The following is a 26,094-nucleotide window of genomic DNA, read 5'->3' on the forward strand; positions in this document are numbered from 1 at the left end:
AACCGGATCAGATGTAGTCGGAGATATAGGCTTTCTCTTTCGGAATCAGGCGTTCCAGCAGATTCAGCGTCTCCGGATCGGTCTTGAGCCTCCCCAGCTTCTGCAGATAGGAGGGCGATTTGTAGCTGAGCAGCAGCGCGGTCAATATGCCGATATCCAGCTCGACCGGATGCGCCCCCTCGCCCGGCAGGACCTCGGCCGAACCGTTATCGGCCACCCGGACCGAAAACGGCCGGTTGTTCCACTCCAGAAACGGATCGCGCACCCGGAAGGTGAACTCCTCGCCGCCCCGGCTGTTCTTGAACCGGTACTGTTCGAGGAACTGCACCACATCCACGATCCGGCCCATGATGTAGGGGCGGATCGTCTCGCGGATGTCGCTGTCCTCCAGCCAGAAGGCGATCGATTCGTTGGAGTAGTTGTTGCCCACCACCTCGTCGACCATCGATTCGTGGGCGCTGATGTATTTCCACAGCCCCTTCCACGCGCCGACGTCGAGATAGATCATCTCCTTGATGTGCATGATGTTATCCTTCAGGAGATACACCATGTAGCCGGTCGGAGTGTCAAGGTCGTCATAATAGATCGCGATGGTGGTGTCTTCCACATCCCAACGCCAGTACTCCTCCCACGCCAGTTCGTTGCGCAGCAGGCAGCCGTGGGTCTGGGCGGCGAAGATGTTGTGCAGCCGCTTCAGGTCGGGATTGTTCTCCTCGACCCGGCGCACATAGCCGCCGATTCGTATCTTGTGCGGCAGCTGGTTGTCCTTGATCCGGAAGGACATCTTGTCGGAGATGATCTCCCAGCCGCGGTGCCGGTAGAGCGGGATGGAAAACGGATACAGGATCGCCAGGCACTCGCCCATCTCCCGCATCTCCTCAAGGCTGCGCCGCATCAGCCCGGACATCAGGCCCAGCCCGGTATATTCCGGATAGGTCGCGACGCTGGTCACGAACCCGATCCGGTAGATATGATTGAAGATGTTCATTTTCAACGGATAGACCGCGAACTGCGACGCCAGGTGCCCCTGATCGAACCAACCGATCACCCGCGCTTTTTCCAACACCGGCATTTTCGACTGCCGGATGTCCTCATTTTCCCAGCCGTAATCCAGCAGTTGTTTTTCCGTGACCTGAAACGCATAGCGCAGCAGGTCGTTGTACTGCTCAAGATCGTGTTCCGCCGTCAGTTTCCTGATCTGCATCTCTTCCGCCATAACCGGCCTCCTCTCTTCATGAATGGTTCAACTCTCCTGACGGGTATTATATCACTCTCCCCCGGAAAAGTCAAGACGGCGGAAAATTCCCCCTCATTCTACCGGAGCAGCCGGAGGCCCACGATCGAATTCCAGTCGTTTCGGGAGTTGCCGCGCCCGGTGAAACGGATCCGGCGCACCGGCTGTTCCGGGAAGGTCACATCCTCGAAGCCGCGCGCCCGGCCGGAGCTTTTCCCGTCGGACACCGTGTGCCACGTCCGCCCGTCCGGCGAAACCTCCAGCCTGAAATCCGCCCGGCGGATATCGCCGTTCATCCAGTGAATTCCGACCCCACGCAACTTGATGGGCCGGAAGAGGATCGCCTCCCATTGCACTCCTTTGCCCCGCGCCGCCCAGTAGCCGCGCTGCCGCTCCGGCGACAGCAGGTTCATCCGGTCCTCGCGCGACATCGGCGCCGTGGATTCGATCCGGAAGATTTCGCCGCCCGGCCGCCCTGCTTCGCCTTTCTCCAGCGACACGCACCGCGAAGCCAGGTCCGCAAAGCCATCGCAGCGCAGGAAGTCCGCCAGCGGCTCCCACGGCAGATACCATTCGCCGCCGATCACCCGCGCAGCGGCGGGGATATTCAACGTTACTCCATTCAATATCAAAGAGTTCACTCCTTCCGTCCACACGGATTCATCCTGATCGCAGCGCAGTTTCAGGGTACTGCCGGAGTATTCCGGCACCGTCCCGGTCCGCGCCGCCAGCTCCCGCACCGGGATCAGCAAGGTTCCCCGCTCCTCCACGACCGGCAGCTTCGAGACCGGAGAATTGTTCAGTGTCAACTGCCCTTCCGGTTCCCGGACCTCGGCTGCTTCCCACGCCGGGACCGCAAGTTCCAGACAGCCGTCAACCTGTTGCGGCTTCAACAGATAGCTCCCCTGCCCGCCGTCGAACGCCGCCGTGCCGTCTCCCTGTTTCACCGTGAAGTTGAATGAATCGCCTCCCGGCGTCGTGACATTCCAGAATCCCGGCTGCAGCGAAGTCAGCAACACCCGCGTTTTCCCCTCCGGGACCGCGAGTTGAAACTCCTCCTTGACCTCCCTGCCGTCAGCGGGAAGCATCACCGCCCAATCGGCCACGGTCACCAGCCGCACCCTGCCCTGTTCCGACAGTTCGCACGGCAGTGGCTCATTCCGGCCGTTCGCCAACTGGATCACGGTCAGGAAGTCGTCGCACAACCGCATCTCTTTCGGAGAGAACATGGTGCGGAATCCGTTCGCCTCCGGCTTCGCGGCATTCGGAGGCGGATACGATTTGCCGAACACCTGATCGGCACCGACGATTTCAACCGTGCGTCCGGCGGCGGCGGGCTTGAGCATCTGCACGTGCATCGTGCCGGTCCGCCCCGCCGTGGTGCGGCGGTGCAGCAGTCCGTCCGCGGTCAGCTCCGGCTTGCCCAATGTATTGATCTGCCAGTACTTCCGAAACTCCGGCTTCGCGGAAACCATGCGGTCAGCGACGATCAGCGCCGCCGGATGGCTGCGGTTTTCGAAATTCAGGAACACGAAGCTCCGCACATACGACCTGACTTTCGCGGAGTAGGCCGCCGCGAGGTCCACCGAAAAAACCCCGTACACCGGTCGCCCCCGCGACGGCCCGAAGCCGGAAAACAGCACCTCGCCCGCCCGGTTTTCAGCCCGGTGCAGCATCTCATCGAGATTGGCCGGGCTGTACAGCACAAACCGCTGGCCGCCGTCGTTGAATGCGCCGAACGGCACCTTTTCCGCCGGATCGACGCAGAGCATCACATTCTTGGAAACCGATCGCTTGTTCACGTTATAGTCGTGCGGCACCCCGTAGAACACGTACTGTCCGAGGTCGGCGGCCTGTATGCCCCGGTAGTAGAGCTGAAACGCGCCGCCCGCCGCGTGCTGGTGGCCGCCGAAGTGGAGGCCGCCGCCGCGCATCTCGGCCACCACGTCGCCGGAGAGCGGCCCGGCGTTCCAGCCGGTCCGGACCGTCAGCGAACCGAGCCATCTGCCGGTATCCCGCGCCAGCGGCAGTCCGGCGGCCGAAGGTTCGGCTTTCAGCGCCGGGTCGTTCAGCAGCAAAAACAGCACCGGATCATTCCGCCAGCCTCCCTGCCGCCAGAACTCCCCTTTCATCACCGGGTCGGCCGCATAGGTATAGTCCAGCAGCGCCGTCGCGGGAAAACTCCAGTATGCGCCGCCGAGGATGCCGTCGCCGTCGCGCAGCAGTTCACCGTCGGGCAACCGCGCCTGAATCCAGAAGCGCCCGACCGACTTGATGTTGGGCGCGAACTGCTCTTTGCCGCTCATCCGCCGCAGCAGCCACGCCGCATGCAGCTCCCAGCCGAAACGGTAGGAGCCGTAGCCGACGCCCTGGTTGTGGCGCGGCGACTCGTACTCCACCTTGCGCATCGGAATCAGCTCCTCGAAAAGCCGGTAGGCGCAGTAGCGGTACGGCTCGTCGTCCTCGCCGTAAAACGCGATCCCCATCGCCAGCAGGTCACGGTTCAATTGCGCCTCGTTGCCGTGGCCGTTCGTCACCGGCTGCCGGAAGGGAGGCCAGCCGATCTCCATGCCGTCGGCAAACTCCAACAACTTTTCCCGGAAGAACTTGCGTTCGGCCGGGGTCAGCAGCTCGTAACACCAGTCGTAGACCAGCGACGACAAATAGATCGTTTCGCCCAGCTCGCGCGCCACATCGAGCATATTGCCGAAACTCACATGCGCCAGATAGGAGCCGGCCAGCTCCGCCGCCTCCCGCCCCCGTTCGCGGCCGCCGCCCATCAGGAACACGAACGCCTTGTTCGCCGCCGCCTTCAGCACCGCCGGCTCCGGCGTGACTTCGCGGCCCGAATCGGCCTTGAACGCGACCGGTTTCGCCGCCTCGCGCCGGATGAACTCCCACGCGGCGCGGTTTTCCGGCGCGGTCAGGTTCGCCCGCACCTGCGGCAGCGACTCCGGCGTGACCCACAACCTCGGATGCGCCTTGCCCGGAACGACCTGCGGCCGGTATTGCGCCGCTTTCGCCGGGGCGGCGGCAGGCCGATAGCGGACCGCTTCCAGATAGCCGATCCGCAGCCCGGCGGGAAGCCGGAGGGTGAAACACTGCTTCTTCCCGGTCAGTCCGAATCTGCCGAGCTCGTTGCGCCATGCCGGGACCTGAATCCACGGCGAATAGGCGACCCGCCGGGTCGGCACGCCACCGTCAATGGCCAGCTCCACCATCAGCGAATCGTACTTGGTCCGCCCCTTGCGCATCAATTCCGCGCCGCGCTCGTCGGTGCCGGAACACAGAAACAGCTGATAGCGGCCCGGCTCCGGCGCGGCGAATTCAAACGTGACTTCGCCGGAGTTGCCGCCCGCTTCGGCCGCAACCGCCTTGCCGCCCGGAAAACGGCTGTCGTCAATAAGTTGCGCATTCTCGCCCATTCGCCCGCCCGCCGCCGGCAGCCGTACCGTCGAGGGAGTGCGGATTTCGACCGGCTCCGGGAACGGTTCCGCCGAGCGTTCCAGCCGGTAATTGCGCGCCAGCAGTGCGCCGGTCGGAGCCCGGTGCGAATAGAGGTACACCTCCATGCCGGCGGTTTTCTCCGGCACCCGTCCGGTCAGGGTCACCTGCCGCCACTCCATGTCGGAAGCGTGAATCCGCTGCTGTACCCACGCTCCGCCCGGCAGGAAAGAGAACTGCAGAAAAAACGGCGCGCCGTTCCTGTCCTCAACTCCCTGCGGCCGTTTGACTTCAATTGAGGCTTTGTAATATTCACCCGGCCTGACCCTATAACGTTTCACGATGCCGATTTCGCCATCGTCGCGGTCGTCGACCAGCTTCAGGACTTTCCGGCCGCCGTCGGTTGCGAAGGAGCGGCTGCCGCCGAGCTTCTCCCGGCCCGGATAAGCGGCAAACCCCGGCGGCACCGCCGCGGCGTTTCCGGCGGAAAATTCGTTCCGGTCAATCACTTCCGCCGCCGCAAGCACGCCGCACAGTAACGCCGCCGTCAGAATGAACAATCGCATGGCTCCTCCTCTCCTACCGCCGGGGCAGATAGAATTCGACCGCCTCCGCGTCGGCGGCATTGTAGCCGGGCAGATACCCCCTGCGGTAGCCGACATGCCCGTCCGCGTACAGGATGTTCAGGCCGTTATTGTGGACGGCCGGCAGTTTGGTCGCCTCGGTAATATAGTAATAGTTGACCTTGTTGCCCAGATAGTCCTTGTTCAGCGACCAGTAGCCGTCGCAGGCCAGAAACAGCTTGGTCGGATTCTTGATCCGGTTGAACTTGCCGGTTTCCGGCGAGAAGTAGCCGGCCACCACCTGTCCGGGATCGGCGCTGCCCGCACTGCCGGAAATGTTGATTCCGTAACTGCCGAAAATCCGTCCCGTGCTCGGCCAGTTGTATTCGGCGTACTTCTCGACCGTCATCGACGGACACTGGAAAATCTTCGGATACACGTTGATCCGTCCCGATTCGCTCCCCTGCACGAACAGGTCCGCCTGCCCCATATACGGGGCGATCAGGTGATACCACGACCAGATTCTGGACCACTTCTCCCCGTAGGCCCCATAAGGAATGCAGTCGCGGTTGTCACCGCCGTACTGCGACATCCCCAGCCCGATCTGCTTCAGGACGCCGGTACATCCGATCGCCCGGGCGCTTTCGCGCGCCTTGTTCAACGCCGGCAGCAGCATCGCAGCGAGAATCGCGATTATCGCAATCACGACGAGCAGCTCGATAAGGGTGAAATTGCACTTTTTCATGACCGGTTACCTTTCCATTAACTTGTCTGCAATACAGGGAACACTCGAAACCTTTTCCGCTTCCGCCTCGCGCTTCGTCCTTCCGGCCCGGACCATCACACCGCCGCAGAGCAGCATAAACGCCGCCAGTACCAGCGGACAGACTACGCCGAACCGGTCCCGCGCCGCCAGCGCCAGCAGCGCGACCAGCGCGCCGATCACCAGCGAGAAAATACCGAGCAGCTTCAACTGCTTCAGGTCGTTGGCCTTGCCGACCTCCTTTTCAAAATCCACCGGACGGTTCATCGTCGCAAAAAACTCCTCGACCTGCCGGTCGTATTCGGGCGCGTTTCCGCCCGCCCACAGCATCGAACCGAGAAACCCGGCGGTGCCGGCCAGCCATACGCCGACGATCTGCCACTGGAAGGGCCAGCGCACTCCGAAAAGTTCCGGGCTGAAAAACGCGATGCCCGAGACCAGGAAACCGCAGCCGATCGAACTCATCGCCGCCCAGCGCGGACAGCGGCGGATCATCATCCCCCACAGCAGCGGCACCGCCATCGGCGTCCCCAGCAGCGCGGTCACCGTCAGCATCAGGTCGAACAAGCTCAGCTCCTTTTTCAGCGAAAAGAGCAGCGCCGCGCCGATGCACAGGAAACCGAAGAAGAAGCTGAAGAGCTTTCCCATCCGCAGCAGCGACTCCTCCGAACGCTCCCGCAGCCGGAACAGCGCCTTCGCCACCGGGTAGACATTCATCACGAAAACCGACGAGCAGCCGTTGATGCCCACGTCCAGCGAACTGATGCTCGCCGCGAACATCGCGACCGCCATCAGCCCGATCATGCCGGGCGGCAGCAGATTCATGCAGGCGACCGCGAACGCCGACTCCTGCGGATTGCTCAACTGGGTCATCGCCGTCACCTGGTCCGCGTAGAAGAGCCGCCCGACTATCGGCGGCAGGAACCAGATGATGCACCCGGCCAGCATCAGGACCATCGACAGCAGCGCGGCCTTTTTCGCCTCTTTGCCGTCCTTCACCGAAAAGTAGCGCCCGGCCGCGCCGAGGTTGTTCGCGGTCAGCGTGCAGTTGAGCAGCATCGCCCCCGCCCAGAACCAGGTGTACGCGCCGTTGAACCGCTCCGGGGAGTTGATGATCGAGTAATCCGAGTTCAGTCCCTGCTGCTCAATCAGTTCAAACAGTCCGGAGAATCCCCCGGTTTTGATCAGGCACAGCCCGCCGACCAGCAGCGTCAGCCCCATCATGATCAGGCACTGCACGAAGTCGGTCGCCATGATCGCCCAGCGTCCGCCGATCACCGAGTAGAAGATCATCACCGCCCCGACGGTCACGATCAGCAACTGCATGTTGAGCCGGAACACCGACGAGATGAAGATCGCCAGCGAATAGAGCAGCATCGCGCTGCCGATGATGCCGGAAGGAAAGCTGATCCATGCGTAGAACTGTTCGGTCATCCGTCCGAAGCGGTCGCGCAGCACCTCCGGCCCCGCCGTGCGGCGCAGCTGCCGGAACCGGGCCGCGAAATAGAGATAATTCACCAGATAGCCGAGCGCGTTGCCGACGTAGATCACCAGAATGCTCCAGCCCGCCTCGTAGACCGCCCCGGCGGCGCCGGTGAAGGTATAGGCGCTGATGCCCGCCACGAAACTGCTGACGCCGACCAGCCACCAGGTGCCTCGCGCACCGCCCTTGAAGTAGTCGCCGACGTTGGCGTTGAAGGTGCGGAACACCAGCCCGATCGAGATCAGCACCGCGAAGTAGACGCCGATCACCACGTATTCCAGAGTGTCCATCACCGCGTCCTTTCCGCCGTTTTCAGCGTCCCGTTCAGGAAGATCCGCCGCGCCGGGGTCCCGGGCTGTTCGATCCGGCGGACCGCCTCCTCCATCACCAGCGCCCCCGCGTCCTGCCAGTCCAGCGCGATGGTGTCCACCGGTTCGTAGCCGGGCAGGATCAGGGATTTGCCGTCCACGCTCAGGATGCGGCGCTCGAAGCCGAGTTCGCCGCCGGTCTCCCGGTGGAACGCCCACGCCAGCACATGAAAGATCGTGCCGCTGGTCACGTAGTAGCCGCAGGAGTCGTCCCGGAGCGGTTCGCGTTCGTAGCAGTCCACGTCGGTGGAGTTGAATTCGACCACTTCGGAAGTGCCGAATTCCGCCCACCGCTCCCGGAACACATCCGCGCGCATCCGGAAGACCGGCAGTTCGTGCGACAGAATCTTCACATGGCGCATCCCGTGCTCGCGGAAGTAGTCAGCCGCCGTCTCCGCCGCGTTGAACGGATCAAGCGACAGCACCGAAAACGCCCCGCCGTAGGAGTTGCACATCTCCATTCCGACGCCGGGGCAGCAACGCGGCACCTGCCTGAGCAAACCGTCGTAGCAGCCGAGCATGATCACCGCGTTACACTGCCACGCCGACCGGTGGCGCTCGATGAAATCCGGCGTCCCGGCCTCCTCGTAAGTGGAGAAAAAGAGCCGCAGCGGCCACTTGCGCCGCGCCGCCTCCAGCTGCACGCCCCGCAGCGCGTGGGCGCAGTAGCTGTCACGCAGGTCGTCGCTGATGATGAAGACTGCGACCGAACGCTCGCCGTTCTCCGGCACGCTCCGCTTTTCCACCACGTAGGTGCCGGAGCCGTGGCGCATCTCCAGCAGCCCCTTTTCGCACAGGTATTCGATGCCGCGCCGCACCGTGCTCGGCGACACTCCGAAGCGGTTCCCCAGCTCGCGCAGCGGCATCAGCCGTTCGCCCGGCCTGAATACGCCGCCCGCGATCATCGTCTCCAGATAGTCGGTCATCTCCTGATATAAAGAGGGGGAAGTTTTCATGGCAGCCATCCAATTGATTCAAAGTGTTTCTTATTTCTGAATAATATTATACCAGAAAAAAACACTTTGTCAATACCCAAACAAAATATTTTTCAAATCTTTTTCAAACTCTCCCTTGATTTTATCCTTCAAGCTGTTATCTTGATAAAAGAAAACAAACGGTTGGTTTTAAATAACGGTTTCACAAGAAACGGCAAGGAGAAACGGCAATGCGGTATTCGGATGCGATCCGGTCGGAACAGGAACTTGAAGAACTGCTTTCCACCCCCTCCCCCGCCCTGATCGAAATGATGAAACGCCTCGACGGCGACCTGATGATTCTCGGCATCGCCGGGAAGATGGGCCTGACGATGGGACGGCGCGCGGCGCGGGCGATCGAACTCGCGGGCGTGAAGAAGAAGGTGGTCGGCGTCTCCCGCTTCAGCAAGCCCGCCGACCGCGAAAAACTCGAAGCGTGGGGCATCGAAACCATCCCATGCGACCTGCTCGACCGCGAACAAGTCCGCAAGCTGCCGCGGGTTGCGAACGTGGTTTTCATGGCGGGGCGCAAGTTCGGCACCGACGGCTCCGAGGAGCTGACCTGGGCGATGAACACCCTCGTGCCGGGCAATGTGGTCGAGCACTTCAAAGCCTCCCGGATCGTCGCGTTTTCCACCGGCTGCGTCTACCCGCTGGTCGGTCCTGAAACCGGCGGCTGCACCGAGGCGGTACTCCCCGCCCCGGTCGGAGAGTATTCGCAATCCTGCCTCGGCCGGGAGCGGATCTTCCAGCACGGCGCGAAGGCGTTCGGCACCAAAGTGTTGCTGTTCCGGCTGAACTACGCGATAGACCTGCGCTACGGCGTGCTGCACGACATCGCGCGACAGGTCTGGAACAATGAGCCGGTCACCGACAGCGTCGGCCATTTCAACGTGATCTGGCAGGGCGACGCGAACGACGCCGCGCTGCGCAGCCTCGAACTCGCCGCCTCCCCCGCCGCCGTGCTGAACGTGACCGGCCCCGAAACCGCCTCGCTGCGTTCCATCGCGGAGCAGCTCGGCAAACTCATGGGCCGGGAGGTCCGCTACGCGCACGACGGGTTCGGCTCCGGGAGCTGCTATCTGAACAACGCCGCGAAGATGGCCGACCTTTTCGGCTACCCGTCGGTGCCGCTGGCCCGGATGATCCGGTGGCAGGCGGAGTGGTTCAAAAACGGCGGTTCCTCGCTCGGCAAACCGACCCATTTTGAAGTCAACAACGGCAAATTCTGAGGTATTCCCATGACGAAACAGATCCGCGACATCGATTCCGCCGTGCTCGCCGAAGTGCGGCGCGGCACCGTGATCCCGGCCCAGCCGCTCGCGCTCGACTCCGAACGCCGCTTCTCGCCGCGCCACCAGCGCGCGCTGTGCCGCTACTACATCGACGCCGGAGCCGGCGGCATTGCGGTCGGCGTCCACTCCACCCAGTTTGAAATCCGCAAGCCGGAGATCGGCCTCTTCGAGCCGGTGCTCCGTGAAACCGCCGGGTTCATCGACGAGTGGTGCGCGCGCACCGGACGCAGAATCCTGAAGGTCGCCGGCATCTGCGGCCGCACCGAACAGGCGCTTTGCGAAGCGAATTTCGCGATCGGCTGCGGCTACGACGCCGGGCTGGTCAGCCTGAGCGCCTTCGCCGACGGCACCGTCGATGAGATGCTCGAACACTGCCGCGCCGTCGCCAAGGTATTGCCGGTCATCGGCTTCTACCTTCAGCCCGGCGTCGGCGGCCGCACACTGCCCTACGAATTCTGGCGGGAGTTCGCCGAAATCGACAATGTGCTTGCGATCAAGATGGCTCCGTTCAACCGCTACCAGACCTTCGACGTGGTGCGGGCGGTCGCCGAATCGGGGCGCGACATCACCCTCTACACCGGCAACGACGACAACATCATCGTCGATCTGCTGACCGAATACCGCATCCGGACCGCATCCGGCGAAAAGCGCATGCGGATCAAAGGCGGGCTGCTCGGCCACTGGTGCTGCTGGACGCGCCGCGCCGTGGAGCTGCTGCGGGAAATCCATCAACTGACCGGCTCCGGCTGCGGTTCGGTTCCGGCCGAACTGCTGAGCCGCAACGCCGCCGTCACCGACTGCAACGCCGCGTTTTTCGACCCGGCCCACGGTTTCGCGGGCTGCATTCCCGGCATTCACGAAGTGCTGCGCCGGCAGGGGCTTCTGCCCGGCATTCTCTGCCTGAACCCGGCGGAAACGCTCTCACCGGGGCAGGCACAGGAGATCAGCCGGGTGCACGACTCCTACCCGGCGCTGCACGACGACGACTTCGTCGCCGCCAACCTTGAAAAGTGGCTGGCCGACTGATATATTGAACTTGCGCCCCGCTCCCGGACCGCATCGGGGGAAGAGGCGGTTGAACAACCGGGCCATTCGCAAATTTACAACAGGATACGACATCATGCAGCAGCGAGCCGTCAAAACCCGGCAGCAGATTCTGGAGAGCGCCGTCCGCGTCTTTGCGGAAAAGGGCTTCTCCGGCGCCACCGTCGACGAAATCGCCGAAGCCGCCGCAGTCAACAAGCAGCGGATCTACGCTTATTTCGGTTCCAAGCAGGGGCTTTTCGAGGCCGCGCTGCTGGCCTGCTTCAGCGAAGTCGAGCTTTTTTCACGCAAGATGCTCAAGGAGATCGCCGACTCCCCGCAGCGCATGACCGAACTTCTGCTCGGCGGTTTCTTCGCCGCCCACCGGCGCAATCCCCGCTTCTGGCGGCTGCTCTCGTGGGCCAACCTCGAAGGAGTCAGCGACCTTTCGCCGCTCGACCGCGCCCGCAGCGGGGACAACGCCGAAATCCGGCGGCTTTTCGACGCCGCCGTCGCCGCCGGGCAGATCCGGCCGGTTGATTTCCACACCTATCTCTTTACGCTGCTGGCGGTTTCGTACTTCTACTTCTCCAACCGCAAAACGCTGATCCACACCCTCGGCGGCGAACTTTTCTCCGATGGCGACGGCGGACGGCTCTGCGAACAGCTCGGAAACGTATTCCAGCCATGAACTGCATCAGCACCAGCGTATTCGACATCTACAAGGTCGGCCCCGGCCCCTCCAGTTCGCACACCATCGGCCCGATGCGCGCGGCGAATGACTTTCTAAAGCGCCTCCCCGGCAGGCTTCCGGCGGAGGCTTCCGGGCGGATCGAGGCGGAACTTTTCGGCTCGCTCGCGCTGACGGGGCGCGGGCACGGCACCGACCGCGCCGTCGCCGCCGGACTGCTCGGCGAACGGCCGGAAAACTGCGACATCGACCGGCTCGCGGCACTGCTGCGCGATCCCGGTCAGGAGTATTACGTGCCGGCGGAATGCGGCGACATCCGCTTTTCGGCGGCTTCCATCCGGTTCATCCCGGACCGGTCGGAATTTCCGTTCAGCAACACACTGCGTTTCCGGCTGCTGAACCAAGACGGCGCCGAGCTGTTCCATGAAGTTTACTACTCCATCGGCGGCGGCTTCATCCGCCGCGCGGGAGAGGAACAGCCGCCGGCGCCGGACGTGCCGTACCGCTACCGGGATTTCCACTCCTTCCGGCGGCTGATGGAGAAATACCGTCTCACACCGGTCGAACTTCTGACCGCCAATGAATCCGCCCTGACCGGCAAAACGGAAGTGGAGATCCGGCGGGAGCTGCGCGGCATCCTCAACCGCATGGGCGACGCCGTCCGGTGCGGCCTCGAAACCACCGGCCTGCTTCCCGGCCCGATCCGGCTGGAGCGCCGCGCCCGCACCGTCCTCGAAGCGGCCCGCCGCCGCAGCCGCCCCGACGAGCAATCGTTGCTGCAGCTGGACGCTTTCAGCCTCGCCGCTGCCGAGGAGAACGCGGCGGGACATCTGGTCGTAACCGCCCCGACCTCCGGCTCCGCCGGATTGCTGCCGGGGGTGATCGAATACCTGCGCCGCAGCCGTCGGATCGGGGAAGAAACGCTGTGCGACGGCTTGCTGGTCGCCGCGCTGGTCGCCTTCGTCGCCCGCCACAATGCGAGCATTTCGGGAGCCGAAGTCGGCTGCCAGGGGGAGATCGGCGTCGCCTCCGCAATGGCGGCCGCATTGCTGGCGACGGTGAACGGAGAGGATTTCGACCGGATCGAATGCGCCGCCGAAATCGCACTCGAACATCACCTCGGCCTGAGCTGTGATCCGGTGGACGGCTACGTGCAGATTCCCTGCATCGAGCGCAACGCGGTCGGAGCGGTTACCGCATGGAACGCATGGCTGCTCGCTTCAGCGGGCGACCCCGCCAAGCAGAAGGTGGGCTTCGACGAGGCGCTGGCGGCGATGTACCAGACCGGACGAAGCATGAACCCGGATTTCAAGGAGACCTCCCGGGGAGGACTGGCAGCCTGTACGCTCTGCTGCTGACCAGCGGCAAGGTGCCGCTGCCGGGTACGCGTTCCACGCCCTTCGGGGTCGCGCAGCAGCTGGCACATGCGACGCGAAAGTCAGTCTCCATAACCGTTTTTCCTGCACAGGTAAGCGCGGTAAGCGCCGCGAACGAATGTGAGGGAATTACTTGCCACTGGCAAGTAACGAGGAACGGTAGTGACGAAGCCGAACGTAGTGAGCGAAGCCCCCCTGGCGCAGCCCGCAACGCGGGCGATGAAGGGTTGGCCGCCGCAGGCGGACAAGTAAGCGGCGAAGCCGCGCCCGCGAACGGAAGTGCTCCGCAACCAGACCGGCCACCGCCACCGGCGAGGGGGTCCGGGGGACGTGCGCGACGTCCCCCGGAGCCATCCGCAGGCCGGAGGTGCGGTGCTCGCTACCCTCCGGGCACCCTGCCTGTTCTTGCGCTCAAAAGTTGTTACCCTCCGGGCACCTTGCCTGTTCTTGATGCAATGACAAGCCAACCATAAAACTCACGCGCGACTGGAAAGCGGAGATGAATCTTACTCCCGCGGAGCGGGAGCAAGCCCTTCGGGTTCCGCACTCCAAGGCTGCCGCACGGCCTTTCCGGGTATTGCTGTAAGGCCCCCCTTTGATGCAATTATTTCAATTCGCCGCGCTCGCGCATCCGGCGGTATTTGTTCACCAGAAAGAGGTCGGTGGCAACCATCAGCGCATTCAGACAATAGAGAGCGATCACCCAGTCGGGACGATGCAGTTTGTAGATGATGCCGGAGATGTAGCCGATTTCGACCAGCCACAGGAAAATCATGCTCTTGCCCGCCGGATTTTTCACTTTGACCGTTTTGTGGATCGATGCCGGCCAGCTCGCGCCGAAACAGATCATCATAATCGCTTCAAAAATATCCATATTCCTTTACCTGTCACTTTCATAAATCATGCTTCCGCGGCAAGACGCGCCCTTGTATCGGCGTCGATGGCTTCACGCAGCTGCGCCAACAGGGGATCGTCCCTGAAATACTTCTTCCCGTAACCGAGATTGAATTCGTAATCGAACTCCGGCGGATTGCTGCCCTGATTGTGCTGGATGATCGTCTCCGCCTTGTCCAGCGCCTTCACGAACCGGGCCTCGGGAGTTTCGCCCGCGCCGTATTCCCGCCAGAGCTGCAGCAGTTCAGCCGCCTGAGATTCCGGCAACAGCGAAAAAATGCGGCGGGCCGCCTGATGTTCTTCCTCATACTTCTCCGCCGCATCCGGTTCGAGCGCGGCCGAAACATCCCCGGTGTACAGTTCTCCGAGATCGTGGATCAGGCACATCATCAACACCCGGCGCAGGTCGAGCGCCGGAAAGGAGGGAGCCAGCACTCCCGCGAACAGCGCCAGCCGCCACGAATGCTCCGCCGTGCTTTCCTGCCGGCCCGCCGCCGTCCAGGCGGTCCGCAAGGTGGACTTCAACAACTCGGCTTCCCTGATGAAGCGCAGATAATTTTCCAGTGGTTCCATGATGTCATTCTCCGATGTCAGACCTTTACTATAGCATTCCCGGAACGCTTCCACAATTATTTTCACATTTTTTCGTCGATGCCTCTTGACTTTTATTCCGTTTTGGATCATAATATATATCAAACACAGTATATATCCAACAAAGTATAAATCAAATTATTTTTCAGGGGAACCGAACCGTGGCGAAATATCAGGAAATCTGCGACATCCTCGTGACCCGCATCCGGCAGGGGGAGTACGCGGACAGCCAACTGCCGAATCTCCGCCAGCTGGCGGAAGACATGGGCGTCAGTTACCTGACCGCCCGGCAGGCGGTCAACCAGCTCAAAACGCAGGGCATCCTCGCCAGCGACGCTTCCGGCCGCAGGACGCTGGTGAAGGCGGAGCTGGGGAGCCGTCCGCGCGTCGCGCTGATCACCCCCTTCTGGCACATCAGCGAATGGCACCTGACGATCCGCAAGGTAGTGCTGGAACTCGGCGGACAGCTCAAGGTGTTCGCCTGCACCACCAGCACCGACACCACCATCGACGACGCCCTGAACGGCAGTTTCGACCTGATTTTCATCCAACTGCCGGAAACTCCGCCGCCGCGGCTGCTCGAACGCATGAGCAAATGCAGCGACAAAATCGTCACGCTGTTTCAGGACTACACCGCTTACGGAATCCGTTCGCTGGAGGGGGCGCAGATTTCTTCGGTGAATGTGATGATGCAGACGCTGCTCGACCGCGGCCACCGGAGCATCGATTATATCCAGATTCTGAGTGCCGCCCCCTCCCGGGACCTGTCGCTGCGCCGGCAGCACTGGCAGAACTTTCTGGATATCCACGGCCTTGAAGGACGCGCCCATACCCGCAGCGTGCCCGATTATTCCGAACGGCAGTTCTACGCGCTTGAACTCTGCCGGGAACTGCTGGAACATCATCCGCTGCCCGACGCTTTTTTCTGCGCGACGGTTCCGATCGCGGTGGGCATGTACCGCGCCTGCTTCGAGGCGGGAATCCGGATCGGCAAAGATATTTCGGTCTTTTCCTTCGGCGGAACGCAGGACGCAAGGCTGATGACCCCGGCGCTCGCCACCATCCTGAACCCCGAAGTGGAGCAACTGATCCGCGACCTGGTGCTGCAATACAGTCCGGGAGGAAAAAAGAGCGGCAGATTGGTGTATCAATCCGATAAAATCGAGATTTTTGAAGGCGAATCCCTGATGGAAAAAGTCACCGGGAAATAGAAAGGAATGACAGAATGAAAAGACAATTTACCCTGATTGAGCTGCTGGTTGTTATCGCGATCATCGCGATTCTCGCGTCGATGCTGCTTCCGGCGCTGAACAAGGCGCGCGAACGGGCCAAAACCGCCGAATGCCTGAACAATCAGCGTCAGGTGATGCAATCGATGCTGACCTATGCCGGTGATTTCAAGGACAACGTGGTCGTGATCCGCAAGGGGCGGATGTGGTCGGAAATCCTGCTGGGAGCGTGGCTGAAAGGAAACGAAGCCAATTTCGTGCATGAACCCGACCCGAATCTCGCGCCGTACCTGCCGCTGGCGAAGGTACGGATGCTCGCCTGCACCAAATCGGCTGATTACGGCACCGGCAAGCTCGACGAGTGGGGCACCAACGGCCTGTACTACGGCGGCTGGGACAACACCTATAAAACCGAAAAAGCCAATTACGGCGATTTTCAGGTGTGGAATGCGAGCAACGACGTCTACTACAAACTGACCCGCGCCAAGCAGCCCTCGGCGCTGCACGTGTACGCCGACACCGCCCGGAAACGGGTCGACAGCTGGACCTCCGTGCCGCACAACGCCTCCAAATGGCGCTGCGACGCGCTGGATTCGCCGGACTATGGCGGCATCTGGCTCTCCCACAACGACCGCTGCAATGTGACCTATCTTGACGGGCACTCCGGCTCCCTCGGCAAAACCCAGCTGCGCCAGGGAGCGATGAAAGTCAGGAAAATGGTCTCCGGTTCCCTCGGTGAAATCAGTCTCTAACCCAATCGACAAGGATCATCCATGACTCACTTCAAACACCTGTTGACCGTCGGCATTGCCGCCGCCGCCCTCTGGTGCGGGGCCGCCGATTCTCCGTGGGGCATCGCCGCCCACCCCCACTCCGAAATGGAGTGGAAGAATATCGACAGACAGCTCGATATGATGCGCAAGGCGGGCATCACCTCGCTGCGCCACGATGTGAAATTCTCCAACATCGCCCGGAAGAAAGGCGTTTACGATTTCAGGCGTTACGATGAGCTTCTGGAGAAACTTGACGCGGCCGGCATCGAATTCCTGCCGATCCTCGAAGGTTACGACTGGGAGATCGAACGCTTCCGCTCCGACGCGAAACCGCTCTACAAGCACCCGGAGGAGTGGCGCAAATTCGTCCGCGCCTGCGCCGAACACTACAAGGGAAAACTTAAGATCTGGGAGGTCTGGAACGAGCAGGACGGCGGCTTCTGGAAACCCAATCCCAACGCCGCTGAATACGTCCCGCTGCTGAAGATCGCCTATGAGGAGCTGAAAAAAGCCGACCCGGAAAATCAGGTGATGGTCGGCGGCCTCTGCGGCTGGAACACCGGCTACCTGCGCGACATGTACGCCGCCGGAGCCAAGGGGTATTTCGACGCGATCGCGGTGCACCCCTACGGCTGGGGACCGGACCGCAGTGCGTTTCAGGCGAAGCGGATGGCGGAATTCAAGCGGATTCTCGCCGACAACGGCGACAGCGCGAAACCGGTCTGGATCACCGAATGCGGCGGAGCCACCCACCGCAGCAACCTGCTGGTCCAGCAGCCGGATGTGATCGTCAAGGCGATCGAATACGCCGCCGGGCGGATCGGCGTTTCTCCGACCGTCAACGGCAAACTGCGGATCGGCGCGCCGGTTTCACAGGAGTTCCCGGACCGGGATTTCGACACGGCTCGCGCATGGCTGCCGGGGGCCGAAATCGTGCCGGTCACGCCGGAACGGCTCGCCAGGCTCACCCCCGCCGAACTCCCGGTGGTGATCGGCTCCGAACACGTGACGATCGAAGGCGCCTACAAGCAGCCGATGCTCGACTATGTGAAAAAGGGGGGCATCCTGCTCGCCTTCGGGGATGTGCCGCTGTACAATGTGCGCGAAAAGAACAAGCAGGGCAACTGGACCACCCGTGGGGCCGCCGCCGAACTGCACCCGGCGTTCCGCATCGGCTATCAGGCGTGGTGGACCAAACCGGGACTGCCTAAGCAGACCACCCGCGTCCGCACGCTTCCCGCCGGCAAAGAGGCCGGAATCGCGGAGCTGAAAAACGTCTACGTGACCCGGTTCCTGACCGCCGAAAACCTGAAAAAGGGCGACAGCTGCACTTCGCTGGTGGAGGCGCTCGACGGCAACGGGAACCCGGCCGGCGACGGCATGGCGCTCTACACCTTCAAGGACCGCAAGGGGGCGGTTCTCGGCTGCACGCTGCAATTCGCCGGCGGCTTCACCGAAGCCGAACAGGCCCGGCTGCTGCAGACGCTCTACCTCTCCTACCTCGCCGCAGGGGTGGACCGGCTCTACTTCTACGACTTCCACAACGACGGCCTGAGCAGCGCGGAGCGGGAGAACAATTTCGGAATCGTCCGCTGGAACTACCAGCCCAAGCCCGCCTACCACGCCTACAAGGCGATGACCGAAGCCCTCGGACGCGCACCGAAATTCCTCGAACGGCTGCCGGACCTCCCCGACGGCGTTCAGGCGCTGCTTTTCGAGCGTGCCGAGGGCGGCAAAGTGCTGGCGGTCTGGACCGTCAGACCCGATGCGTCCTCCCCCATCCATTACCGGGGCCGGGAGATCACACCGCAGGCCGAGGTGCAGTTCCTCGCCTTGTAACAACCGTCACAGCGGGCGCTTGCGGAACTCCCGCGGGGAGACGCCGTAGGCGGCCCGGAACTTCCGGGCGAAGTAGTTGGAATCCGCGAAGCCGCAGTCGGCCGCGATTTCGGCTACCGCGCCCGGCGTGTTTTTCAGCGCCTCCGCAGCCCGGCGCAGCCGCACCCGGATCAGGTAGTCCACCGGGCTCGTGCCCGTCACCGTCCTGAAAAGCCGCAACAGGTTGTTCGGCGAGGTCGCCGCCAGCTTCGCCAGCTCCTCCAGGCGCCATTCGCGCATGAACTCCGACTCAAGCAGGCTGATGATCCTGCCGACCCGCATCACCGCGGCGAGGTTCTCCGCCGGCGGCGCGTCGTAGCAGCGCGAAATGAATACGATCAGCTCCAGCAGCCGCTGGAACGCCGCCAGCTCCGCTCCGGGAGTGTCCTGCTCCAGCTCCCGCTCCAGCTTGCCGACGATCTCCACCGCTTCGGCCAGCTCCGCCGCGCTCAGCTTCAGGTGGTGCTTGAAAGTTTCCGCGCTGCGCACCGAAGGCTCCAATTCGAAGATCACATTGTACCCCGGCAGCCGCCGCAGCCAGCCGAACGGCAGCGGCAGCCTCGCCGGATCGTACAGGACATTGATCATGCTCACCCGGTTGCGTTCCAGAAAGTAGTGCGCCCCGTTGCCCTGAATCAGGAACACATCCCCGAGGCTCACCGCGTACTCGCCGCCGTCCACCACCTGCACGCCGTTGCCGGCGGTGATGATCACCAGCTCCGCGAAGTCGTGCCGGTGCGGCTCCGTGGTCAGGTCGTGCAGGTGCTGCGCCGCATTCGACGCCGCCACCCGCTTCACCGCGACCGGACAATCCGGGTCGCTGAAATAAAATTCCGATTTCGCCTGAAACACCAGTTCCATCCATCCGCCGCCGGTACAATTCCCGCCTGCCGTTTTCCTTTATGGAATATAGCTCCCGACTCGGGAAAAGTAAAATCACCGGAAGCCGGAAATGCCCGGTTCTTTCAGATCCCGCCCTGAACTCAGGCGCAAGGAGCGGCAATCCTGCCGGCATTCCCTTCTCTTCCTGCGGACAATGAACCCGTTACCGGGGCCTGCCGGAGCAGGCTCCCGCCGAACCGGCGATACCCCTCCAGAAAAACTTCCGCCGGTTCCGGCAGCCACGGGTAGACGCGGCGGCTCAAAAGCCGGCCTTCCCTCCACGCGGCGGAACACTCCCCGTCGAAACCTTTCAGCCCCCAGCGCAACTCCTCATCCCGGTATTCTTCCACATATCCGGCCGGAACTTCCATCACCGGCGAAGAGTCGTGCGCGGCGTTCACCACACGGGTATGGACAGCGGCACATTCCAGATCGCAACAGTCCCCTTGCATTCTTCCGGTGCAACGGGCAAACAGGGCATCCAGCATCAGATCGCGGAGCTCCGTACCGCCGGTGTTGGTCAAAGTCACGCATTCTTCACCGATACGGTAAGTGGTCCCGGGGAAAGTCCATTCGACGGAACCATGCTCCCCGTCGATCACAATTCGGAGGTCGTTGAGTTTTTCCGGCGTATGCGAAGCATGGAAACTGACGGGGATTCCCTGTCCGGAAACAGCCAGAATGCAACCGTTGTCCGCGCATTCCAGATTGGGATTCACCCGGAAAAGCTGCGCTTTGACGCTCCTGAATTCCGGTATTTCCCCGGGAGCCGCCGCAAACAGCAGCGCGAGGTGAAGATAATGGGCAAGGGCATTGTTGTAAGGGCTGTCCAGAATCCACGCACCATTCTTTCTGAGCTTTCCCGCCCACAGGTTCCGCCGGTAATAGGAATCCGTCCGCGGAGCCAGCCCGATGCCGCGAATCCGCCGGATCGCACCGAATTCCGGCGAATGGCAGAGCGCTCTCATTCGCCGGACCTCCGGCTGGCAGGCTATTTGAAAACCGACCCATACGTGTTTCCCGGTTTCCCGTTCCACCGCCTGCATGGCGGCGATGTCCTCGATGACCGCCGCCGCCGGTTTTTCGATAAACGCATTCGCCCCTGCCCGCATCGCCTCAATCGCCATCGGCGCATGCAGATCAATTCCGGTCGGAATGAAACAAAGATCAAGCTTACCGCCGAATTCAGAAAGCATCGCCTGATGGGAATCGAAAATCCGACAGCCGATACTCTGTAAGAAAGCGCATTTTTCCGCCTCCTCCGCCTGATTGATCACAGTTGCCGCGCAGATCCTGATATCCCCGCGTTCCCGCCGCCGCAACAGATCCTCATAATGGATTCGCCCCCAGCCGGAAATCCCGATAATTGCAGTATTCAACATTTTCCCGTCTTTTCCTTCCTGCCAGCCGTGTTTTCACATTTCTCCATAAATTCGCTCAGATAAACCGTTCTTCCTCCATCATGCAGGCTTCTGCTTGCCGCTTCCAGGAATGCCGTGATTTCCAGACTTTCCCGCGAATCAATTGCGGAAATGCCGTTCCGTAAAAACTCCGGCAATCTCCTGCTCAGTTCGCCGATATGGGAAACCCGCCGGTCCTGAAGGCCGGTCAGATGTCCTTGAGCCGTGGTCAGCCGGATGCCGAAATCCGCCGCTCCTGTCCGGTTGCCGCAAACTATCCCCTGCCTGCCGTCCTGCCAACAGCCGATCAGAATGTCGAAATCCCCGGAATGAATGCTTTGAACGCTTATGCAGCCTCTGCCGAGATAGCTGTAAAGCAATTCCGCAGAGTGGATGCCGTACCAGAAGTAATCGCGGTAATCCTCCGGCAGCGGCATGGGGCCGAACGCTTCGGCGGCCGATATCTCCGAAGAACCGGCACAAAGCCCGCAAACCCCTGCCGCATAACGAATGCTTGAACAGGTCATCACGGGAACCGCGTATTCTTCCGCGAGACGGATGATTTTCCGCGCATCCTCAAAGGAGCACGCCAGCGGCTTGCCGATGAATACCGGTTTCCCGAACGGCGCCAGCTCCCGGAACTGCTGCAGATGCCGGCTGCCGTCACTGCTGGTGAGCAAAAACGCATCCATATCCGCCATATCTGCGATTCGTTCAACGATTTCCGTTCCGCACTGCCGCATGATCCGGGTAAATCTGTCAACCCTTGTCCAGCTGTCGCTGAAACTTTCGCTCCCGCCCGGAAACGCCTTGACGATTCTGCCGACTCCCGGCATGTGAAGCGGATCGCCCGGACAGTTGAAGATTCTCGCAAAAGTCTCCACATGAGAGATATCGAGGCCGATCACGCCGAGTTTCAATAATTCCATGACCCCTTTTCCCTACTCTTCCGGTATCGTTTGCCTGCCGACGAGCAGCAATGGAACAACACTGCATAACGTGAACAGCGAACAGAGCGTGAACAGCAGATGATAGGCATTCAGCTCCGCCCCCCACAGTTGCCATGTCCAGCCGGCGGCGCTGACCGCGTGCAGGAAATACCCCGCGCTGACCGTGCAGAGCATTACGGCTACCCCGATCACCACCCGGCTCATCCCGAAATAGCCGGCCCGGCCGCGGGATGGAAAAATCTCCTGTCCGTAGTTGATCGCCAGCATCGAATGCGCATGACCGGCGGCGCCATTGACGATCATGTAGAGAATAATCGGCGCCAGGCCGAACCAGGCGGAAGCCACCCACAGAAACATGCAGCAGGCAATCACCCCGGAAACCGCGATCAGAGGCCGCCTCGAACCGAAGCGGTCGGTCACCCTGCCGAGCACGAGCAGCATAAGGCCGCTGATGACGAACTGAATCGCCAGCAGCATTGAAATGCCGGTCATCGAATAGTTCAGCGACAGCAAATACGCGGTCGTGAATCCGATAAGCGAACTGCGGCCGCCTGACCACAGCACGAAAAAGGCGATATATCCCCAGAACGGCAGGGCGGCATAGTGCAGCCGGGCATTTCCCTTCCCGGCAAACAACAGATTCGCCGGCTGCGGCCGCCGGTCGGAAATCGTGCGGATCAGCAAAACTGCAACAATATGGGAGCAGCCGACGAGCAGCAGCAAAGCGGCATAGACATGCAGTTCATACTGCGGATGCCGGGCCCCCCATTGGGCCGCCGCTCCGAACAGCAGCAAAAATGCGAGTCCGCCGAGCGCCGAGATCAGCCATTTGATGCTGGTAAACCATCCCATCATCGACGGCGGCGTCAGATCGCCGATCCAGCTGGTTTCGATATTGACCTGAATACCGCTGGCGCCGGCCAGCAGCAGGCCGAAAATGACGTAACCGGTCAGGCACCAGGGACGCCAGCCCGGTTCAAGCGCCATCAACAGCAACGCCGTCAGCGCAAATCCGGCGGCGGCTCCGCCCAGCAGTGCAAACGTCATGGCCCTGCGGCTGGAGCCGGTTCTGGCCAGCAGCCAGGCGCCGAGCCACTGCACCAGCGAGCCGACGCTGCCGGCGGCCCCCATGTAACCGAGCTGAACCGCGCCGCCTCCGAGGGCTTTGATGATCGCGGTATGAATCGGCCCGAGGCCGCATTCCTCGCTTTGGTACATGATGTTGCCGATGCCGAATTTCAGACGGTTCCGGTTCTGAATGGCACGGTCGGTGATGCGTCCCCGGTCATCGACCTGACCGGGAGCGGGAGTGCCATCCTGAAAAAAGAGTTTCAAGTGCGACAGAAAGGATTTCATGTTCAGTGTTTCTTTTCGTTTTGCTGGGTCACGGTTATTGTCCGGTGAATGACTCCGGGCAGCCGAAACGTGTCGCCGGCGCCGATCTCCGAAACGGGAACTTTCCCGGCCGTCCGGCGCTCCGCTGGAGCAAGCGGGCGGTCCAGAACCAGCTTCCCGGAATTCGGCGTCCGGCGGTAGACATCCGCGGAGGGCCAGGGATGAAAAACAGAGCCGGCCGCGGCCTGCTCCACCGCCACGATGCGCCGCCACGCATTTCCGATCCGGCAATTATCGCCCGGCAGCAGATTGGCCGTGCCGGACGCGGTGAAACTCCTTCCGTCCGAAGCGAAACGAGGCATCCGCAGGATCGCCTGACGGGCCGGACGGTCGAGTGTCAGACGGGTTCCGCCGCCGGGCAGCGGCGCCAGCGCTTCAATTTTCCAGGTGGATTCAAAACCGTTGGCCTGCGAAATGAAAATCTGCCGGCCGCGACATTCATCCGGCAGATCGGCGTCAACGTCGATGACGGCGTTGCTCTCAACAGCCGGATCGTCGCCAAGCCCCCCCGGATTGCTCTTCAAACGCCCGGTAATGACGCCCCCGGCGGAAACGCCTGCCGTGCCGAATTCAAACCGCTCTCCTCCGACCGCGACCAGTTCCCCGGTCCGCTTTCCCGATGATTGCGACCAGACCGCCGCACTCCCGTCGAAACGGACCGGCGTACCGTCAAGCTCGGTTTCAAACCGGCCGGGAGCCGTGGCCGTCAGGATCAGATCGGTTCCGTCCGGCCGCATCACCTTGACCGCAACGGCGGTCGGATTGCCGCGCACCGGCAACCGCTCGGCCGCAAGCCAATCTCCGGATGGGACAGCGGAGCTTTCAAACAACGTGACGAACCGGCTCTGCAGATTCTCCGCACCCTCGCGGCGGCGGAGGATTTTATCGACGGTACGGTCCTGGTCCGTCTCCTTCGCGTTTCTGACGCCGGGAGCTTTCCCGCAGTACAGCGTCTCCCTGCCGTCCGGCAGCAGGAGCGCACGCAGAAAGCGGGCCGTGCCGTCCTGCGCCGGAAATTTCCAGACCAGTTCGCCATTCCGCGTCAACGGCGCCGTCTGCGGGGATGCGATATAGCGATAACCGGCATTCCGGCTGTTTCCGAGGCAGGCGGCCAGATGCGGCATTCCGGTGTCTTCAAGAAGCGGCGTACGGACCTCAAGCATTTCCCGCGGCTGATATTTTTCACCCTGCGCCTGCAGGAAATAGTCATGGCTGCGACCGCCCTGAACTTCGAAAACGTCCAGAAGGTACGGAGAATTTCCGCTCCCGCGGCTGACCAGGAATACGGTGCGGGTCAGCCGCCGGCCGCTGCCGGGATACGCCCCGCGACTCTCCGCCCTCATGATTCCGGCCGTCGGGGTGTCCGCCCACAGCAGCGGATTGCCGCGATGGCGCGTGTGGTTCTCGCCGTCGATCAGAACGGTATTGTGAGCCGCCGCGCCGCCGCGCCACCACTCCTCGCGAATCGCGCCGTGACGGTGGGCGGGATATTCCGGCGCGGAAAGCATCAGCTGGCCGTTGCTCCAGAACAGCAAACTGAGCATATCGTTGTGGGAATGACCATCCAGGCCGCTGCCCCAGTTCAACACGGCGACCGAGGCTTCCGGCGCCCGGCCGAGCCGCAGCGCGCCGATCCCCCATCCCGGATAAACCGAACTGGCGGCAGCGGGCTTTTCCTGCACAATCGCTCCATAGTCATCTCCGACCGGAATACTGCGGCCATCCGGAAAGCACACATCGGCATATGCGCGAAACGGCAGAGAGGCGGGACCTTCGGCCGGTTGCAGGTCGAGGGCGCGAAACGGCGTATAACCGTATTTTTCCACCGCGTCCTTCCGGATGTCGGAGTAGCCTTTGGCCGCCCTGGCGGTATCCCGGAGGCCGCGTATGAGCATGTTCTGATAAGCGACGGTGCGTTCCCGCATCAAGCCGTCCGGATAAAAATAGTTGGCCAGAAGATTGTAATAACCGTGTTCGCCTTCAATGACTTCATGGACCAGCCCGGCGCCGGAGAGGACCGGCACGTTGCCATCGGCATCCGTCCGGCAGAAATCCGGGAAACGGCCTTCCCGGAAAAGCCGGCCCGCAGAAATGCAGTCGGCATAGGCCGCCCCCATCGGATTGCCGAGCCCGTTGACCTGGCGGATGAACGGCAGCGTCACCTCTCCGATCACCGATTCCAGCAATGCGCGGACCGAAGCGCGTTCCGCCTCGGAAATCGGTGTCCCGGCGGCAATCAGGTCGCGGAAAGTCCGGCAGAACTTCTTCGGAAAGAGGTAATCGCCGAAATGGGTGATCCGCCCCCAATTGCACTGCCGCGGATAACCGGGACGGTAAATCACGCCGTCAACCCGGTTGTAAATGAAGTTGCGGTAATAATCGCTGTACGCGCATAAGATGGCAAGCGCCCTTTTTCCGGTTCCGGGATCTTTTTTCGCCCGGGCCTCCCGTGCCAGCGTCTGGGCGGTATAAAACGCATACAGGCTTTTCACATAACGGAGTTGCGGCTTCAGGAACCAGCGGGTGCCGTCATCGGCAGTGTAATATTCGAATTTCAGCCCGTTATGCGCGAGACTCCGGGACGAAGGGAAACTTTCCTCCGTAACCGCGACACCGCATTTGCGGCACTGCAACTCCTCCGGCGTTTCCGGCCGCCAGCGGAGTTCCCCGGCGGCACGGCATTTCGGGCACTTCATTCCGGGAACGGTGCCGTCCGGTTTGGTCGGCTGGACGTTGAGCAGCGTCAGGCAGCCGCCGGAGCGGTCGCAATAGCGTTCGATCCAGCCGGGAGAACCGACCGCTTCCGGCCGGATTTCAGCAGCGCGCAACGGCAGCAGGAACAGCACCCCGAAAACTGCGGGAATGAAAAAACAGAAGCGTGAAAACAT

19 protein-coding genes are annotated in these 26,094 nt (G+C 62.1%); 7 read left to right on the forward strand and 12 right to left on the reverse strand.

The window, feature by feature from the left end:
- Positions 1–7: 7 nt before the first annotated feature.
- The 5 genes from C8D82_RS11210 to C8D82_RS11230 all read right to left on the reverse strand — a co-directional run bounded on the left by C8D82_RS11210 (position 8) and on the right by C8D82_RS11230 (position 8,811).
- Positions 8–1,216, reverse strand: a complete 1,209-nt coding sequence (locus C8D82_RS11210) for a GNAT family N-acetyltransferase (RefSeq protein ID WP_116884374.1) — start codon at positions 1,214–1,216, stop codon at positions 8–10.
- A 98-nt stretch (positions 1,217–1,314) separates the two neighbouring features.
- The gene (locus C8D82_RS11215) at positions 1,315–5,244 is read right to left on the reverse strand and encodes a discoidin domain-containing protein (protein ID WP_165833025.1); all 3,930 of its coding nucleotides are present in this window, start codon (positions 5,242–5,244) and stop codon (positions 1,315–1,317) included.
- A 13-nt stretch (positions 5,245–5,257) separates the two neighbouring features.
- Positions 5,258–5,986, reverse strand: a complete 729-nt coding sequence (locus tag C8D82_RS11220; protein WP_116884422.1) for a DUF1559 family PulG-like putative transporter — start codon at positions 5,984–5,986, stop codon at positions 5,258–5,260.
- A 6-nt stretch (positions 5,987–5,992) separates the two neighbouring features.
- Positions 5,993–7,777, reverse strand: a complete 1,785-nt coding sequence (locus C8D82_RS11225; protein WP_116884376.1) for a sodium:solute symporter family transporter — start codon at positions 7,775–7,777, stop codon at positions 5,993–5,995.
- Positions 7,777–8,811 carry a GntR family transcriptional regulator gene (locus C8D82_RS11230; protein ID WP_165833026.1) on the reverse strand — a complete coding sequence of 345 codons (1,035 nt, stop codon included), beginning with the start codon at positions 8,809–8,811 and terminating at the stop codon, positions 7,777–7,779. Before C8D82_RS11230 ends, C8D82_RS11225 begins: the two co-directional genes overlap by 1 nt.
- Before the next feature lie 209 nt (positions 8,812–9,020).
- On the opposite strand from C8D82_RS11230, the gene C8D82_RS11235 reads away from it, so the two are divergent.
- The 4 genes from C8D82_RS11235 to C8D82_RS11250 all read left to right on the forward strand — a co-directional run bounded on the left by C8D82_RS11235 (position 9,021) and on the right by C8D82_RS11250 (position 13,196).
- A complete protein-coding gene (locus tag C8D82_RS11235; RefSeq protein ID WP_207776122.1) occupies positions 9,021–10,061 on the forward strand; it encodes an NAD-dependent epimerase/dehydratase family protein in 1,041 nt (346 codons plus the stop codon).
- 9 nt (positions 10,062–10,070) lie between these two features.
- Positions 10,071–11,150 (forward strand): dihydrodipicolinate synthase family protein, encoded by a 1,080-nt coding sequence (locus C8D82_RS11240; RefSeq protein ID WP_116884378.1) that lies wholly within the window; start codon positions 10,071–10,073, stop codon positions 11,148–11,150.
- Between the two features lie 94 nt (positions 11,151–11,244).
- Positions 11,245–11,838, forward strand: a complete 594-nt coding sequence (locus C8D82_RS11245) for a TetR/AcrR family transcriptional regulator (protein WP_116884379.1) — start codon at positions 11,245–11,247, stop codon at positions 11,836–11,838.
- Positions 11,835–13,196, forward strand: coding sequence for an L-serine ammonia-lyase (locus C8D82_RS11250; protein ID WP_116884380.1), 1,362 nt, complete (start codon positions 11,835–11,837; stop codon positions 13,194–13,196). Before C8D82_RS11245 ends, C8D82_RS11250 begins: the two co-directional genes overlap by 4 nt.
- A 622-nt stretch (positions 13,197–13,818) precedes the next feature.
- Here the strand turns inward: C8D82_RS11250 and C8D82_RS11255 are convergent.
- Together C8D82_RS11255 and C8D82_RS11260 are read right to left on the reverse strand one after the other, a co-directional pair.
- The gene (locus tag C8D82_RS11255; RefSeq protein WP_116884381.1) at positions 13,819–14,088 is read right to left on the reverse strand and encodes a hypothetical protein; all 270 of its coding nucleotides are present in this window, start codon (positions 14,086–14,088) and stop codon (positions 13,819–13,821) included.
- A 26-nt stretch (positions 14,089–14,114) separates the two neighbouring features.
- Entirely contained in the window at positions 14,115–14,681 is a 567-nt protein-coding gene (locus C8D82_RS11260; protein ID WP_116884382.1) for an HD domain-containing protein, read from the reverse strand.
- Between the two features lie 179 nt (positions 14,682–14,860).
- On the opposite strand from C8D82_RS11260, the gene C8D82_RS11265 reads away from it, so the two are divergent.
- From C8D82_RS11265 to C8D82_RS11275, 3 genes are read left to right on the forward strand one after another with little or no spacing between them, the layout of a single operon-like run.
- Positions 14,861–15,910 carry a substrate-binding domain-containing protein gene (locus C8D82_RS11265; RefSeq protein WP_116884383.1) on the forward strand — a complete coding sequence of 350 codons (1,050 nt, stop codon included), beginning with the start codon at positions 14,861–14,863 and terminating at the stop codon, positions 15,908–15,910.
- Positions 15,911–15,924: 14 nt separating this feature from the next.
- Complete coding sequence (locus C8D82_RS21210) at positions 15,925–16,680, forward strand: type II secretion system protein (RefSeq protein WP_165833027.1); 756 nt, start codon at positions 15,925–15,927, stop codon at positions 16,678–16,680.
- Between the two features lie 21 nt (positions 16,681–16,701).
- The gene (locus C8D82_RS11275; RefSeq protein ID WP_116884384.1) at positions 16,702–18,540 is read left to right on the forward strand and encodes a glycoside hydrolase family protein; all 1,839 of its coding nucleotides are present in this window, start codon (positions 16,702–16,704) and stop codon (positions 18,538–18,540) included.
- A 6-nt stretch (positions 18,541–18,546) separates the two neighbouring features.
- Here C8D82_RS11275 and C8D82_RS11280 read toward each other — a convergent pair whose 3' ends face one another.
- From C8D82_RS11280 to C8D82_RS11300, 5 genes are all read right to left on the reverse strand, one after another.
- Positions 18,547–19,440, reverse strand: coding sequence for a helix-turn-helix domain-containing protein (locus C8D82_RS11280; RefSeq protein ID WP_116884385.1), 894 nt, complete (start codon positions 19,438–19,440; stop codon positions 18,547–18,549).
- Between the two features lie 122 nt (positions 19,441–19,562).
- Complete coding sequence (locus C8D82_RS11285) at positions 19,563–20,843, reverse strand: Gfo/Idh/MocA family protein (RefSeq protein ID WP_116884386.1); 1,281 nt, start codon at positions 20,841–20,843, stop codon at positions 19,563–19,565.
- Positions 20,837–21,790: a Gfo/Idh/MocA family oxidoreductase gene (locus C8D82_RS11290; protein ID WP_116884387.1), complete on the reverse strand. Its 954-nt coding sequence runs from the start codon at positions 21,788–21,790 to the stop codon at positions 20,837–20,839. Before C8D82_RS11290 ends, C8D82_RS11285 begins: the two co-directional genes overlap by 7 nt.
- Positions 21,791–21,802: 12 nt before the next feature.
- Positions 21,803–23,167, reverse strand: a complete 1,365-nt coding sequence (locus C8D82_RS11295) for an MFS transporter (protein WP_116884388.1) — start codon at positions 23,165–23,167, stop codon at positions 21,803–21,805.
- A 2-nt stretch (positions 23,168–23,169) separates the two neighbouring features.
- The gene (locus C8D82_RS11300; RefSeq protein ID WP_116884389.1) at positions 23,170–26,094 is read right to left on the reverse strand and encodes a heparinase II/III domain-containing protein; all 2,925 of its coding nucleotides are present in this window, start codon (positions 26,092–26,094) and stop codon (positions 23,170–23,172) included.

The sequence above is a fragment of the Victivallis vadensis genome (assembly GCF_003096415.1).
GTDB classification, from domain to species: domain Bacteria; phylum Verrucomicrobiota; class Lentisphaeria; order Victivallales; family Victivallaceae; genus Victivallis; species Victivallis vadensis.

Bases quoted from the DNA above. Each gene is read 5' to 3' on its own strand.
- C8D82_RS11215 (WP_165833025.1), bottom strand. From the start codon at position 5,244: ATGCGATTGTTCATTCTGACGGCGGCGTTACTGTGCGGCGTGCTTGCG.
- C8D82_RS11300 (WP_116884389.1), bottom strand. From the start codon at position 26,094: ATGTTTTCACGCTTCTGTTTTTTCATTCCCGCAGTTTTCGGGGTGCTG.
- C8D82_RS11280 (WP_116884385.1), bottom strand. From the start codon at position 19,440: ATGGAACTGGTGTTTCAGGCGAAATCGGAATTTTATTTCAGCGACCCG.
- C8D82_RS11240 (WP_116884378.1), top strand. From the start codon at position 10,071: ATGACGAAACAGATCCGCGACATCGATTCCGCCGTGCTCGCCGAAGTG.
- C8D82_RS11250 (WP_116884380.1), top strand. From the start codon at position 11,835: ATGAACTGCATCAGCACCAGCGTATTCGACATCTACAAGGTCGGCCCC.
- C8D82_RS11290 (WP_116884387.1), bottom strand. From the start codon at position 21,790: ATGGAATTATTGAAACTCGGCGTGATCGGCCTCGATATCTCTCATGTG.
- C8D82_RS11245 (WP_116884379.1), top strand. From the start codon at position 11,245: ATGCAGCAGCGAGCCGTCAAAACCCGGCAGCAGATTCTGGAGAGCGCC.
- C8D82_RS11230 (WP_165833026.1), bottom strand. From the start codon at position 8,811: ATGAAAACTTCCCCCTCTTTATATCAGGAGATGACCGACTATCTGGAG.
- C8D82_RS11295 (WP_116884388.1), bottom strand. From the start codon at position 23,167: ATGAAATCCTTTCTGTCGCACTTGAAACTCTTTTTTCAGGATGGCACT.
- C8D82_RS11210 (WP_116884374.1), bottom strand. From the start codon at position 1,216: ATGGCGGAAGAGATGCAGATCAGGAAACTGACGGCGGAACACGATCTT.
- C8D82_RS11255 (WP_116884381.1), bottom strand. From the start codon at position 14,088: ATGGATATTTTTGAAGCGATTATGATGATCTGTTTCGGCGCGAGCTGG.
- C8D82_RS11275 (WP_116884384.1), top strand. From the start codon at position 16,702: ATGACTCACTTCAAACACCTGTTGACCGTCGGCATTGCCGCCGCCGCC.
- C8D82_RS21210 (WP_165833027.1), top strand. From the start codon at position 15,925: ATGAAAAGACAATTTACCCTGATTGAGCTGCTGGTTGTTATCGCGATC.
- C8D82_RS11220 (WP_116884422.1), bottom strand. From the start codon at position 5,986: ATGAAAAAGTGCAATTTCACCCTTATCGAGCTGCTCGTCGTGATTGCG.
- C8D82_RS11235 (WP_207776122.1), top strand. From the start codon at position 9,021: ATGCGGTATTCGGATGCGATCCGGTCGGAACAGGAACTTGAAGAACTG.
- C8D82_RS11260 (WP_116884382.1), bottom strand. From the start codon at position 14,681: ATGGAACCACTGGAAAATTATCTGCGCTTCATCAGGGAAGCCGAGTTG.
- C8D82_RS11225 (WP_116884376.1), bottom strand. From the start codon at position 7,777: ATGGACACTCTGGAATACGTGGTGATCGGCGTCTACTTCGCGGTGCTG.
- C8D82_RS11285 (WP_116884386.1), bottom strand. From the start codon at position 20,843: ATGTTGAATACTGCAATTATCGGGATTTCCGGCTGGGGGCGAATCCAT.